The sequence below is a fragment of the Roseovarius halophilus (ex Wu et al. 2025) genome, assembly GCF_047086965.1.
Genome location: NZ_JBKOTX010000028.1, coordinates 30,565 through 43,772 on the forward strand (window position 1 = coordinate 30,565; position 13,208 = coordinate 43,772).

Consider the following 13,208-nt stretch of genomic DNA (forward strand, 5'->3'; position numbering starts at 1 on the left):
CACTACGCGCGGCAACTGGATGGAGCATGACAGGGCGTTCGCACTCTCCCGACCCCGCCATGAGACGGGTGAAGCGGTCGCTGGCCTTGACGTGGGCAGGTCTGGCAGTCGAGCGACTGGCGAGGTGTTTCTGGCCACTTTGGACACTTATCGCCACGGTCGCCGCGCTGTCGATGATCGGCGTACAGGGCGTGGTCCGCGTGGAGATCGTCTGGGCGGTCATGCTCATCACGGCTCTTCTGGGCCTGGTTCTGCTAGTTCGGGGCGCGCGCCATTTCCGATGGCCCGGCCGCGACGAAGCCATGGCGCGGATGGATGCCCGTCTTCCCGGGCGCCCGCTAACTGCGCTCGGTGATGTGCAGGCCGTAGGTGCCGGCGACGCGGTGTCGGAATCACTCTGGAGGGCATACCAGTCCCGCATGGCCGAGCGCGCCGCAAGCGCCGGGCCCGTCGGGCCGGACCTCAGGCTGGCGCACCGCGATCCGTTCGGTCTGCGTTACGTGGCGCTTCTGGCCCTCGTGGTCTCGTTGCTGTTCGGGTCGGTCTGGCGCGCCGGAACGATCGGGGGCATGGTGCCGGGAGGCGGTACCGCCGTGGCCGGAGGACCGGCATGGGAAGGCTGGATCGAGCCACCTGCCTATACCGGGCGGCCGAGCCTTTACCTCAACGATCAGCCCGGCACGATTACAGCGCCCGTCGGTAGCCGCGTGACCATCCGCCTGTACGGCAACAACGGCCAACTGGGCGTTTTCGAGACAGTATCGGGCCGGCCGGTGGATACAGTGCCGGAAAGCAAGGATGTGCGCCGGTTCGAAATTGCCAAGGGGGGAACCCTGCGCATCGACGGCGCCGGAGGCGCGGCGTGGGACGTGATCGCGAGCCGCGATTTGCCGCCGCGCGTGGCGCTGACCGACGCGCCAACCGAAACCACATTTGACGGACAGATGAGCCGGACCTTCGACGCGTCGGACGATTACGGGGTGACGGGGGGCACTGCAACCTTCCGGCTGGATGCCGACAGGATCGAACGCGATCACGGTCTTGCCATAGAGCCTGAACCGCGTGACCGCATCGTTCTGGACCTGCCGATGCCGATCACCGGCGACCGGGCGGCGTTCACCGAAACGCTGGTCGAGAACCTGTCGCGCCACGCCTGGGCCCATCTGCCCGTCACACTGGAGCTCAGCGTGCAGGATGCCGCGGGCCAGACGGGGACCAGCGAATCCCACGAGATGACATTGCCCGCGCGGCGCTTCTTCGATCCGCTTGCCGCCGCCGTGATCGAACAACGGCGTGATCTTCTTTGGTCGCGGGAAAACGCGCATCGCGTGACACAGGTGATGCGCGCGATTTCATACGAGCCCGACCCGGGTCTTTTCCGATCGGAGACATCTTACCTGCGGTTTCGCGCGATCCTGCGGCGCCTTGAGACGCTGGTGCGCCATGACAGCCTGACGCGCGAGGCGCGAGATGAGGTCGCCGTCGCATTGTGGGACCTGGCCGTGTTGCTGGAGGATGGCGATATCGGCGACGCGCTGGAACGGATGCGCGCGGCGCAGGAACGCCTGAGCGAAGCGATGAAGAACGGGGCCAGCGAGGAGGAAATCGCCCGGCTCATGCAGGAGTTGCGCGACGCCACGCAGGATTACCTCAGGCAGAAATCCCGGCAGGCGCAGCGCGAGGGCGCTCAGGATCAGGGCGAGCAGGAAAATGCGCAGAACGAGATGCGGATGACCCAGCAGGACCTGCAGGCGATGATGGACCGCATCCAGGAATTGATGGAGCAGGGCCGCTTCGCCGAGGCGCAACAGGCGCTGCAGGAATTCCAGCAGATGATGGAGAACATGCGTGTGACCGAGGGGCAGGGCCAGCAAGGCCAATCACCCGGTCAGCAGGCGATGGAAGGGCTTGCGGAAACGCTTCGCGATCAACAGGGCCTGTCGGATCAGGCCTTCCGCGACCTGCAGGAACAGTTCAACCCGGGCGCCCGGTCGGGGCAATCTCAGGGTAACGAGGGCCGCAACGGCGGCGCAGGTCGTGGTGAGAGCCACGAGGGCCAGCAAGGTCGCGGCCAGCAAGGCGACGGAGAAGGCGCGCAACCCGGTCAGGGCGGTGAACAGGCCGGGCGCGGCGCGGGATCCCTTGCCGACAGGCAGCAGGAATTGCGCCGCCGTCTGGAAAACCAGCGCGGCAACCTGCCCGGCGCGGGCAGCGAGGCGGGCCGCTCCGCGCGCGAGTCTCTCGACAGGGCGGATCGCGCGATGCGGGGCGCCGAGGAGGCGCTGCGCGACGACGATCTGTCCGGGGCGATCGACCAGCAATCGCGCGCAATGGAAGCGTTGCGCGACGGGATGCGCAACCTTGGCGAGGCCATGGCGGAACGGCAAGGCCAGGGTGGGCAAGGGCAGGCAATGGGCCAGTTTGGCGATCGGCAATCCGATCCGCTAGGCCGCACACCGGGTCAGGGCGGGCGCGTCGGCACGCAAGAGAACCTGCTGCAGGGCGAGGACGTTTACCGGCGCGCGCGCGAACTGCTGGACGAGATCCGCCGCCGCTCGGGTGATGGCGAGCGGCCCGACGTGGAGCTGGAGTACCTCAAGCGGTTGCTGGAGAGGTTCTGAGCGGGCTCACAACCCGAGCTTGCTGCGCCTTTCCGTGGCAAAACCCTGTACGAGCCTGGCGACCACGGGCGCGAGATAGATTGACTGTCCAAGGCCCGTGGTGCCGATCAGCGCCGCGATGACCAGCATGGCAAAGGCCTAAAGGATCGTCTGGTTCAACCCCGACAGGATCGCGGGCGTGGCGTAGGGCGCGCGGATTTCAAGCATCATCTGACGTTCGGTCGCGCCACACGCGACGGCCGCTTCGATCATGTCTTCGGGCGTCGAGACAAGCCCGTGTCGCGTGTAGCGGATCATCGGCACCACGGCATAGCGGCAGATGGCGAGGAAGACGGAGAACTCGCCTATCTGGAAGAACATGAGGACGGGGATCAGGAACACGAAAAGCGGTATGGTCTGCAGCATGTCGCAGACCGGCCGCACCACGCGCCATGCCACTGGATAGACCGCGCAGAGCAGCCCGATGACCCCGCAGATCCCTGCGCAGGTCAGTACCGCGGCGCCCGCGAGGTAGAGCCACAGCAGCGCTTCCTGCCACAGACTGCTGACGAGAAGCGATGCCAGCATCAAGATCGCGAACAGCGCCAGCTTGAGTCCGCCCGCGACCCAGCCGATGGCGCCCGCGCCGATCAGCACGAAGGGCCAGGGCAACTCGGCGATTCCGGTTTCAACCACGCCGGCGCCGATTACCAGAAGCAGGCCCTGCGTAACACGTCCCGCGCGGGCGACGGCGAACGCGGCAACAGCGGCAGTGGCGAACAGAACGAGGGTCATGTTTTGTGTCCACTGGATACCCCACGTGAAAGGGAGCACCGCGTCATCAAGCCCGATCCGCAGCGGCAGCAGGCCGTAGAACATCGCGCCCTCCTTGATCCCGTCGAGCGCGGCGCCGTGGCTGGACGTGAACGCGCCGAGGCCGCGGTCCACGGCGTCGGCCAGCGGTTGCAGCAGCGCATCGCCCGACCCGGCACCGGGACCGGTCGGCAAGACGACGGTGACCAGCATCGCGGCCCCGATCATCCCGAGCGCGACGCGCGGGTCGTGCAGGGCGCGCTCGCGGGCGAGATGACCGCTCATGCGGTCGATGATGATGGCGAAGGCAACGATCACGAGCCCGGCCAGCAGGCTTTGCCCGAACTGTGCCTTGCGCATGGTCAGCAGGACCTCCCAGCCGATATCGTCGAAGCCGCCGATCACGGCGGCGATGATGACCATCGACAGCGCGGCCATCAGGCACTGGTTGACGCCGACCATGATCTGCGTCTTGGCCGAGGGGATTTCCACGAGGAGGAGCTGTTGCAGCCGCGTGGCGCCGCCAATGGCCCGCAACGTGATCCTCGAGGCGATCAGGCCCACCACCGGCCCGAACCCGAAAAGCAGCAACAGCGGCGTGAGCTAGGCGAAGGTCGGCACCGTCTGCATGACGTCCATCACGGTCTGGATCGTCGATTTCACGCGGGGGACCTCGTTGGCGAGGATGCCCGCCGCGCCCCCGGCGGCCAGTGCCAGCGGGACCGAGACGGTGACCAGCGCGAGCGTGTTCATGCTTTCCGACCAATAGCCTGACGCGACGATGAAGCCGAGACCGGCAAGCCCGAGCGCGGCCATCCGCAGCCCGCCAATGAACCAGCCGAGCGCGGTGATGCCCCCGATCATCAGCGGCCACGGAATGCCGTTGAAGAGCGCGTTGACCCCGTTCATCGAATACGCCAGCAGCAGGGCAAAGAACCGTGCCACCGGCTTGATGAGGTCAAGCAGCCAGGTGGCGCCGCTGCCGATCCAGTCAGTCACAGGCACGGCCCACGCGTCGGGCCATTTCACCAGCCACGGCAGCACCGGCGCCAGCAGCAGGCAGGCGGCACCGACCGACAGTACGGCCATTGCCGCCCGCGCGCCCCGGCTCGACCGCGTGGCGGCGGTGTTCGTGCCGCCGTTTTTTGCGGGGGCGGTCATGCCTCTTCGGCCTGCAGCGCGGTGGCAAGGTCGGCGGGGTTGACGCTGCCGATGATCCGGCCGGGACCGCCCGGAACGGCAGGTCCAGCCCCGCCATGCGGTCGGCGCCCGGTGTGCCCCATTCGGCGGGGTAATCCACCAGTCGGCCTTGCGGGACGGTATCGGCGGTAGCGAATTTCATCGCGCAATCCTTCAGCGCCTGCCATTCGGGCAGGCTGGGACAAATCTCGGCCACGTGGGCGGGGTAGGCGGTGCCTTCCTTGGCTTCGAGGCCCAGGTCGCCGATCTCGTCGAGGTTGCCGGCCTCGAGCTGGCGCGCGTATTCGTCTGAGACATTGGAGGACCAGATTTCGAGTGTCGCGTGGATGTCGCCATCGGCGAGGGCCTGGAACTGGTTCATCACGCCGGCAGTGACATATTCCACGTCATAGCCTGCTGCTTCGAGCATGCCGCCCGCGACATGGGTCGTGACGTGCTGACCCGTCCATTCGTTGACGGCAAGGCGGATCGGTTCGTCTGTCGCGCCCATGCCAGTGGCGAGCGCGGGGCTGGCGATGCAGATCGCCGCCAGACCCGTGGACAAGGACCTCGTTCTTTCTCCGTCCTTGCGGAATTTTTATTGACTGATAAATCAATAAAAATTTTGCAAAGTAAGAGCAAACTGTTTTTGATGTGCCCGACCGGCAATCAGCGGTTTCCCACTTCCCCTTGCGGCATGAGCGGCGTGTCCGGGTCAGTCATCATGTCGTCAGGGGCGGATGTGCCGCTCCTGTCAATTTCCGTTCAACATGTCCGATACAAGGGCGCTCAGTGTCGCGCGGGCGGCGTTTATGGTGTCGACGTAGCCGGCCATCGCAGCTTCGGTGCCGGGGATGCGGGCCGCGATGACCGGGGCGAAGCGGTAAAGCAGCAGCAAAACGAGCGCGATGACGATTGCGAGCAGGAAACCCTGTCGAAAACCGGAGCCAGTCTCTGCCTCGGTGGAAGCGGCGTTGGCCTGCGCGGAGGTCAGCCCCGGATCGCGGCGGCCCGAATTCGACTCCAGCGAGGAATTTATCTCCTCGATATCGGGCAGCAGGTTGCGCCGTGATCCCGGGTCGATTTCTTCTTGCGGCTGTTTTTCCGCACCGTCTTCTTCGGGTTGGCCCCTGAGGCGTGCCATGCGTGCGCGCGCCTGACGTGTTCTTTCGTCGTTGTCCTCGAGGCCGAGGTCAGGTTGTGTTTCAAGACCGCTGTCACTGTCGGCGGCGCGCGCCTGCTGTTCGCGTTCGGCCTCTTCCCGCAAGACATCCGCGACCGCCGGGTCCAGGCGACGTGGGCCGGATTGTTCTGCGTCTTCGACGGCGTCCTCCCCCTCGACGGTCTCGGCGGCGGGGGTTTCGTCGGACGTGGCGGGCGCTTCGTACGTGTCGGCATCGTCATCCACGGGGGCGGGCGCTTGATCGGGGTGGTGCTGAAACCAGGTGTCGCCGCAATTCGAGCATTGAACATCGCGTCCCGCGGCCGGGATGACCTCGTCGGGAACTTCGTATTGTGCCCCGCAATTCGGGCAAATGAGCCTCATCCTGCCACCTGCTGACTGTCGCTGCCGCGTTGCCCCGCGATTTGCCCGAGCATAAGCGGAAATCCGCAACGGGAAAAGGGGAAAGCCATTGTCCGGGTGAACGATTGCACATGGCCGTTGCCTGAGGCATGTAAGACATGAGGGCATCGGGGATTGGCCGTGATCGAGCTGGATAACGTCGCGTACAGCTATGGCGGGGGCGAACTGCTGAGCGAGATATCGCTTGAGCTGGCACCCGGGTCGTTCCATTTCCTGACCGGGCCGTCCGGCGCCGGGAAAACCACTTTCCTCAAGCTGTGCTACGGCGCGTTGATGCCGACTGCGGGTCAGGTACGGTTGTTCGGCCGCGACGTGCGGGACATGGCGCGGGACGATATCGCGCTGTCACGGCAGCGGATCGGCGTGGTGCATCAGGATTGCCAGTTCCTTGATCACCTGCCGGTGTCGGAGAACATCGCGCTGCCGCTGATGGTTTCGGGCCGACACCTGCTGGCCGAGGACGCGAACCTGCGCGAGTTGACGGCCTGGGTCGGCCTGGCCGCGCGCGCCGATGCCTTGCCACCGGAACTGTCGGGCGGTGAACGTCAGCGTGCCGCTCTGGCGCGGGCCGTCATCATGTCGCCAGACGTGGTGCTGGCAGATGAACCCACCGGCAACGTGGACTGGGACATGTCGCAGCGGCTGATGCGCTTGCTTGTCGAGTTGAACCGCATGGGCAAGACCGTGATGATCGCCACGCATGACCTCGCGCTCATCCGGGCCGCAAAGGCCCATGTGCAGGCGCGCGTCTTGCGCATCTCGAACCGGCGGGTGCAGTTGGCGGGGGCTGATCTTTGAGGGGCGCGCTGGCGGCACTGGCCGAGTTCCTGGCGGGTGACGCGCAGGCCGGGCGCGTCGTGCCCCCGACGGGGTTCACCGCGTGGCTGACGACGTTCAGCGCGGGCGCGATGGCCTTTCTGGCGGTTTTCGCGTTGGCGCTCTCTCTGGCGGCGGGACGGTTGGCGGATCGCTGGGGCAACGAACTTGCACGCGCCTCGACGATCCGGATATCGGCGCCCGAGGGTCAGCTTGCCGCGCAAACCGAGGCGGCGCTGAAGGTGCTGGAAACGACCCCGGGCGTGGCCAGTGCCCGCGCGCTTACCGACGCCGAGCAGCGCGCCCTGCTGGCGCCGTGGTTCGGCCCCGACCTGCCGGTGGACACGCTGCCCATTCCGCGCCTTGTCGAGGTGATCGAGGAAGGCGCCGGGTTCGACGCCGAAGGGCTGCGCCTGCGCCTTGCCGCGGAAGTGCCGGGCGCGGTTCTGGATGATCACACCCGCTGGCGGCGCCCGCTTGTGCGTGCCGCCGAACGCCTGCGCCTGCTTGGCGTCGTTTCCCTGTTGCTGATCGGGGGCGCTGTCGCGGCTATGATCACGCTGGCGGCCAATGCCGCCTTGGCCGCGAACGTGCAGGTGATCGGTGTGCTGCGGCTCGTGGGGGCGCAAGACGCCTATATCGTGCGCGCCTTCGTGCGGCGCTTCACGCTGCGGGCACTGGCGGGGGCGCTGGCCGGGGTGGCAGCCGGCTCTGTTGCGATCCTTTTGTTGCCGCCCGCGCAGCCCGAGGGCGGCTTCCTGACGGGGCTCGGCTTTCGCGGGTGGCATTGGCTCTGGCCGCTGGCCGTGCCGCCCCTTGCCGGGATCGTGGCTTTCTGGGCCACGCGGTCGGCCGCGCGAAAAACCCTGCGAGACATGCCATGAGCCACGCGTTTCAATGGGGGCGGTCGGTACTGTTCGTGGTTCAAATCTACGCGATGATGGCGATCATCGGCCTCATTTTCTTCCCGTGGGCGGTCTTCAGCCGCCGGGGTGCCTTGGCTGCCTGTCATGCGTGGTGCCGGTGGGTCCGCTGGACCGCGCGCTGGATGGTCGGACTGCGGACAGAGGTACGCGGCACGGCCCCCACCGACGAGGTGCTTATCGCGGCCAAGCATCAGTCCTTTCTCGACATTATCCTGATCTTCGGCGCGGTTCCGGCGGGCAAGTTCATCATGAAGCGCGAGCTGATGTGGGCCCCGGTGATCGGGCAATACGCGTTGAAGATCGGGTGCGTGCCCGTGGACAGGGGAAAGCGCAGCGCCGCCATCAAGCGGATGGTCAGGGACGTGGCCAAGGGGCGCCAGCAGCCGGGACAGTTGATCATCTATCCGCAGGGAACGCGCATCGCCCCGGGTGTCGAGGCACCCTACAAGGTGGGGTCCGGCGTCCTGTACGAGGAACTGGGACAGGATTGCGTGCCGGTGGCCACGAATGTGGGCGTTTTCTGGCCGCGCAAGGGCATCCTGCGCAAGCCGGGGCTGGCGGTCGTCGAGTTCCTGCCACCGATCCCCGCCGGCCGGGACAAGAAAGCTTTCATGGGCGAGCTCGAGTCAGAGGTCGAGACGGCCTCAACCCGGCTGATGCACGAGGCGGGGTTCAAGGTGGATAGCCGATGCGGGACTGAGCGGCCGTGACGTCGATCCGCCGCGCGCGGGGCTCAGGATGATACGGTAACGTCCGGTAGCGGCGGCGCACCCGCAACTTGGCGCAAATGCTGCATTCGGCGCGCGAATTCATCGTCAAACGCGTGCGCTCGGGCAAACGTGATCGCCCGGTCGCAGCAGGCCGACAGCGCCTGCCTGTCCTTGTCCAGAGTGTCGAGGCAGCGGACCATCGCGGCCACGTCATTGAGCGGGACAGATCGGCCCGCGCCGGAACGGTCGCACAAGTCGCGCCACATCCGGTTACCGTACCCGGCAACGGCAATGCCGCATCCCATGCTTTCGATGTAGGTGCAGGACGGATCGGACTGCTTGTGACAACACAGGTAGATGTCGGCATTGGCGGCGGTCCACGGGACCAGCGCGCTTTCGAAATCCACCGGATCGTGCAGCCGCACGCGATCGGACAGGTTCATCGTGTCGATTTGCCGCCCCAGGACCCCGGAAAGGCTGCCCGTGCCGAATATGTCGAGCGTGAAGTCGACATCGCGGTCCGCCAGCCCCTTGGCCACCGGGACGAGATCCTGCACGCCCTTCATCGGTTCCAGCCTGCCCGAATAGACCAGCCGCAGCGGCGCGCCCGATGCCAGCCTGTCATGGCGGGCCTGCATGGCGTCGGCATCGCAGAACAGATCCGGTGTCATGCGATTGTCGAGATAGACCATGCTGTCGCCCGACAGGGGCCCGTAAAGGCGATACGCCGGGTAACCGTTGCTTTGCAGCCCCGCCGCGGCACGGATCGCACGCCGCCGCCGCCGCTCCTGCGCGATATTCCACAGCATCGACCGCAGCCGCCGTACCGGGCCGCGTCCACGGTCGAGCCAGGCGATCTGCAGCCGTGTTTCAAGGATATACTCGATTGCGAAGACAACTTGTGTCCCGGTCGCGCGCGCCAGCCCGGCGAGGTGCAGGTTGCTGTGATCGTCCGCGCTGCACAGGACGATGTCGTTCCCGCGCAGGCGCTCAGGCCCGATGCGTTCGTCCGCGTCCAGTATGTCCAGATCGAAGGGAAGTTCGTGGTGGCTGGTTTCGGCGCCGAAGGTGATGCTTTCGGCGCCGCGCCGCAGCAAGCAGGTCACCGGCCCCGGCCAGAGCGCGCAATGCCGCTTCATCCCCTCAATGAATTTCGTATCTAGCGTGATGCGTCCGGCCTGCTCGACGACCGGCGCGGGGGCGATGATCAGAAGCCGCGGCGCGCTGTCGGTGGCGGTCATCTTTAGGGCTCCGGACAGGATGGCGCGCGGGGCGGGCGTGCCGGCCGCGCCCCGCGTGGCGGTGTCAGCTGTGGATCGGGCCGTCCCCGCAAGCAAGGGCAGCCTCGCGCACCGCCTCGGAATACGTGGGGTGCGCGTGACAGGTGAGGGCGAGGTCCTCGGCCGCGGCGCCGAATTCCATGGCGACGCAGACCTCGTGGATCAGGTCGCCCGCCATCGGCCCGATGATATGCGCGCCGAGGATACGGTCGGTTTCCTTGTCCGCAAGCAGTTTCACGAAGCCGTCGGCGGCGAAATTGGCCTTCGCCCGGCCGTTGCCCATGAAGGCGAACTTGCCGACCTTGTAGGCGCGGCCCTCGTCCTTCAGCTCCTCCTCGGTCTTGCCGACATTGGCGACCTCGGGATGGGTGTAGATGACCCCCGGGATGACGCCGTAATTCACGTGGCCCGCCTTGCCGGCGATGACCTCGGCGGCGGCCATGCCCTCGTCCTCGGCCTTGTGGGCCAGCATGGGGCCGTCGATGCAGTCGCCGATGGCATAGACGCCCTTGACGCTGGTCTGCCAGTGACCATCGGTCTTGATCTGGCCACCCTTGGACATCTCGACCCCGAGCGCGGCGAGCCCGAGCCCGTCGGTATAGGGCTTGCGCCCGGTTGCGACCAGCACAACGTCGGCATCGAGCTGGTGGTCGCTGTCATCCTTGCGCAGCCTGTAATTGACCTTGGCCTTGGTCTTGAGTGTTTCGACGGATTGGACGGCGGCGCCCATGACGAAATCAAGCCCCTGTTTCTTGAGAATTTTCTGGAAATTCTTCTGCACTTCGCCATCCATGCCGGGGGTGATCACGTCAAGATATTCCACCACCGTCACCTCGGTTCCCAGCCGGGCATAGACCGAGCCCAGTTCGAGCCCGATGACGCCCGCGCCGACGACGACCATCTTCTTGGGTACCTTGGCAAGCTCAAGCGCTCCGGTGGAGGTGACGACGATCTTCTCGTCGATTTCGACGTGGGCGCCCGGAATGCCCGACGCCTCCGAGCCGGTGGCGATGATGATGTTCTTGGCCTCGTGGGTTTCGTCGCCCACCTTCACCTTGCCGGCCGCGGGGATCGATCCCCAGCCCTTGATCCAGTCCACCTTGTTCTTTTTGAACAGGAATTCGATGCCCTTGGTGTTCTGGCCGATCGTGTCGTCCTTGTAGGTGAGCATCTGCTTCCAATCCACCGACGGCGCCTTGCCCTTGAGGCCCATCTTGGCGAAATTGTGCTCGGCCTCGTGCAGCTGGTGAGTGGCGTGCAGCAGCGCCTTGGAGGGGATGCAGCCCACGTTGAGGCAGGTGCCGCCCAGCGTCTCGCGGCCCTCGACGCAGGCGGTCCTGAGCCCGAGCTGGGCGCAGCGGATGGCGGCGACGTAGCCCCCGGGGCCGGAGCCGATTACGATGACGTCATAGTTGGCCATGTGGTGTTTTCCTTCGATTCTGGACGTCGGTAGTGCGTCGGTTTTGCATCTGTAACGCGGCGGTGCCGATCGGGTCCTGCCAAGGGTGGGCCGGAAAGGCCGCGCGGGTCAAGCAGGTGGCCGCCGGGGGATGGGGGCGCTGCCCCCGTCGCCCGTGCCGGGCGACCCCCCCGGGGTATTTCGGCCGAGAAGAAGCATGGGCTGCACGCGGACCCGCCCGCCCGGGTAGATGCCGGGGCCGGGCGGTCATGCCAGCGCGGCCAGCAGCATGAGGGTGGTGGCCGCGAAGCCGGTGGCCCAGACCAGCGAGCGCCACGGCGTGAGCCCGAAGTAATAGGCCGGGACGTAGAGCACGCGGGCGGCGAGATAGGTCCAGCCCATGGCGGCGGTGAAGGGCGTGGACTGATCCGAGAGGGTGAGAACCAGGCAGGCGATGGAGAACAGGATCAGCCCCTCGAAATGGTTGTCGAGCGCGCGGAAGAGGCGGCCGGTGCCGGGGCTGACCTGTTCGATCAGCGGCTTGCCCAGCCTGTCGGGATCGCGCGGGCTGAGCGTCTTGCCGACGCCGAGTTCGAGATTGGCGGGCACGGCCATGAGAACGTACTGCACCACCTGCAGCAGCGTGGCGAGGGTGAGGGCGGTGAGTTCGGGGGTCATCGGAGTGTTTCTGCGGTCTCTGCTTGATCGGAGTGTTTCTGCGGTCTCTGCTTGAAAGCCAAGCGCCGCCGGCATGTCGATGATTGAGGGCACATAAACAAGTGCACCTATAATTAGAAATGTAATCTGAAGGTTTCGATAGCAGCCGATCTTTTTGCCAATCTTCTTGTCCTCACGTTCAAAAAAACGATCCGCTGTTTTCTGTTGGTCGGCACTCAAATTGAGCCGCAATGCTGCGAGTGACATTCGTTGAGATACATTCAAAAGCGAAAGAAGTTTTAAACCGCAAAACATAGACGCGGCCCAAACGCATAGCGCGCACAGGATTAGTCTGGTACTTCTCAACGATGCAGTGTCATCAAATGCTAAAAGAGCATATCCGACTGCGGCTCCGGCGGCTGAAATAACATATAAACATTGGCGCTCCTGAAAGCGCCAACGCTCCATCACTAAGTCCACAGAACCGTTCACTGAATTTTTCCTTACAAATCCATCAGCAACCGCCGCGGGTCTTCCAGCGCGTCCTTGACGCGGACGAGGAAGGTGACCGCGCCCTTGCCGTCGACGATGCGGTGGTCGTAGGAAAGCGCCAGGTACATCATCGGGCGGGCCTTGATCTCGCCGTTCACGACCATCGGGCGCTGCTGGATCTTGTGCATGCCGAGGATGCCCGATTGCGGCGGGTTGAGGATGGGCGAGCTCATCAGCGAGCCGTAGACGCCGCCGTTGGAGATGGTGAAGGTGCCGCCCTGCATTTCGGCCATCGACAGCTTGTTGTCGCGCGCGCGTTCGCCTTTCTCGGCGATGGACTTCTCGATGGCGGCGAAGCCCATCGAATCCGCGTCGCGGATCACCGGCACCACGAGCCCGGTGGGCGTGCCGGTGGCGATGCCCATGTGCACGAAGTTCTTGTAGACGATGTCGGTGCCGTCGATCTCGGCGTTGACCTCGGGCACCTCCTTGAGCGCGTGGCAGCAGGCCTTGGTGAAGAAGGACATGAAGCCCAGCTTGACGCCGTGCTTTTTCAGGAACTCGTCCTTGTGAGTGTTGCGCAGCTCCATCACCGCGGTCATGTCCACCTCGTTGTAGGTGGTCAGCATGGCGGCGGTGTTCTGGCTGTCCTTCAGGCGCTTGGCGATGGTCTGGCGCAGGCGGGTCATCTTGACCCGTTCCTCGCGCGCGGCATCGTCGGCGCTGACCGGGGCGCGGGGCGCCTGCGCCG

Annotated in this window: 13 protein-coding genes; 4 read left to right on the forward strand and 9 right to left on the reverse strand. The window is 65.6% G+C overall.

Annotation, left to right across the window (positions count from 1 at the left end):
- Positions 1-59 precede the first annotated feature (59 nt).
- Positions 60-2,621 carry a TIGR02302 family protein gene (locus tag ACH107_RS08150; RefSeq protein WP_412505394.1) on the forward strand — a complete coding sequence of 854 codons (2,562 nt, stop codon included), beginning with the start codon at positions 60-62 and terminating at the stop codon, positions 2,619-2,621.
- Positions 2,622-2,627: 6 nt separating this feature from the next.
- Here ACH107_RS08150 and ACH107_RS08155 read toward each other — a convergent pair whose 3' ends face one another.
- The 5 genes from ACH107_RS08155 to ACH107_RS08175 form a co-directional block, all read right to left on the reverse strand.
- A complete protein-coding gene (locus ACH107_RS08155) occupies positions 2,628-2,750 on the reverse strand; it encodes a hypothetical protein (RefSeq protein WP_412505395.1) in 123 nt (40 codons plus the stop codon).
- A gap of 9 nt (positions 2,751-2,759) precedes the next feature.
- Positions 2,760-4,004, reverse strand: a complete 1,245-nt coding sequence (locus ACH107_RS08160; RefSeq protein WP_412505396.1) for an ABC transporter permease subunit — start codon at positions 4,002-4,004, stop codon at positions 2,760-2,762.
- 12 nt (positions 4,005-4,016) lie between these two features.
- Complete coding sequence (locus ACH107_RS08165; RefSeq protein WP_412505397.1) at positions 4,017-4,412, reverse strand: hypothetical protein; 396 nt, start codon at positions 4,410-4,412, stop codon at positions 4,017-4,019.
- Positions 4,405-5,103: a glycine betaine ABC transporter substrate-binding protein gene (locus ACH107_RS08170; RefSeq protein WP_412505407.1), complete on the reverse strand. Its 699-nt coding sequence runs from the start codon at positions 5,101-5,103 to the stop codon at positions 4,405-4,407. The genes ACH107_RS08165 and ACH107_RS08170 overlap by 8 nt, the downstream gene beginning before the upstream one ends.
- Before the next feature lie 243 nt (positions 5,104-5,346).
- Positions 5,347-6,138, reverse strand: coding sequence for a zinc-ribbon domain-containing protein (locus tag ACH107_RS08175; protein ID WP_412505398.1), 792 nt, complete (start codon positions 6,136-6,138; stop codon positions 5,347-5,349).
- A 159-nt stretch (positions 6,139-6,297) separates the two neighbouring features.
- Between ACH107_RS08175 and ACH107_RS08180 the strand changes: the two genes are divergently transcribed.
- The 3 genes from ACH107_RS08180 to ACH107_RS08190 are packed head-to-tail and all read left to right on the forward strand — an operon-like array spanning position 6,298 to position 8,629.
- Positions 6,298-6,975 (forward strand): cell division ATP-binding protein FtsE, encoded by a 678-nt coding sequence (locus ACH107_RS08180; RefSeq protein WP_412505399.1) that lies wholly within the window; start codon positions 6,298-6,300, stop codon positions 6,973-6,975.
- Complete coding sequence (locus ACH107_RS08185) at positions 6,972-7,877, forward strand: cell division protein FtsX (RefSeq protein WP_412505400.1); 906 nt, start codon at positions 6,972-6,974, stop codon at positions 7,875-7,877. The genes ACH107_RS08180 and ACH107_RS08185 overlap by 4 nt, the downstream gene beginning before the upstream one ends.
- The gene (locus ACH107_RS08190) at positions 7,874-8,629 is read left to right on the forward strand and encodes a lysophospholipid acyltransferase family protein (protein ID WP_412505401.1); all 756 of its coding nucleotides are present in this window, start codon (positions 7,874-7,876) and stop codon (positions 8,627-8,629) included. The genes ACH107_RS08185 and ACH107_RS08190 overlap by 4 nt, the downstream gene beginning before the upstream one ends.
- Before the next feature lie 23 nt (positions 8,630-8,652).
- On the opposite strand, the gene ACH107_RS08195 is transcribed toward ACH107_RS08190, so the two are convergent.
- The 4 genes from ACH107_RS08195 to odhB form a co-directional block, all read right to left on the reverse strand.
- Positions 8,653-9,870, reverse strand: a complete 1,218-nt coding sequence (locus ACH107_RS08195) for a glycosyltransferase (protein WP_412505402.1) — start codon at positions 9,868-9,870, stop codon at positions 8,653-8,655.
- 64 nt (positions 9,871-9,934) lie between these two features.
- The gene (gene lpdA, locus ACH107_RS08200) at positions 9,935-11,329 is read right to left on the reverse strand and encodes a dihydrolipoyl dehydrogenase (protein WP_412505403.1); all 1,395 of its coding nucleotides are present in this window, start codon (positions 11,327-11,329) and stop codon (positions 9,935-9,937) included.
- Positions 11,330-11,575: 246 nt separating this feature from the next.
- Complete coding sequence (locus ACH107_RS08205) at positions 11,576-11,986, reverse strand: MAPEG family protein (protein WP_412505404.1); 411 nt, start codon at positions 11,984-11,986, stop codon at positions 11,576-11,578.
- Positions 11,987-12,468: 482 nt separating this feature from the next.
- Positions 12,469-13,208, reverse strand: a 740-nt coding sequence (odhB, locus tag ACH107_RS08210; protein ID WP_412505405.1) for a 2-oxoglutarate dehydrogenase complex dihydrolipoyllysine-residue succinyltransferase, incomplete at its 5' end; no start/stop codon positions are given.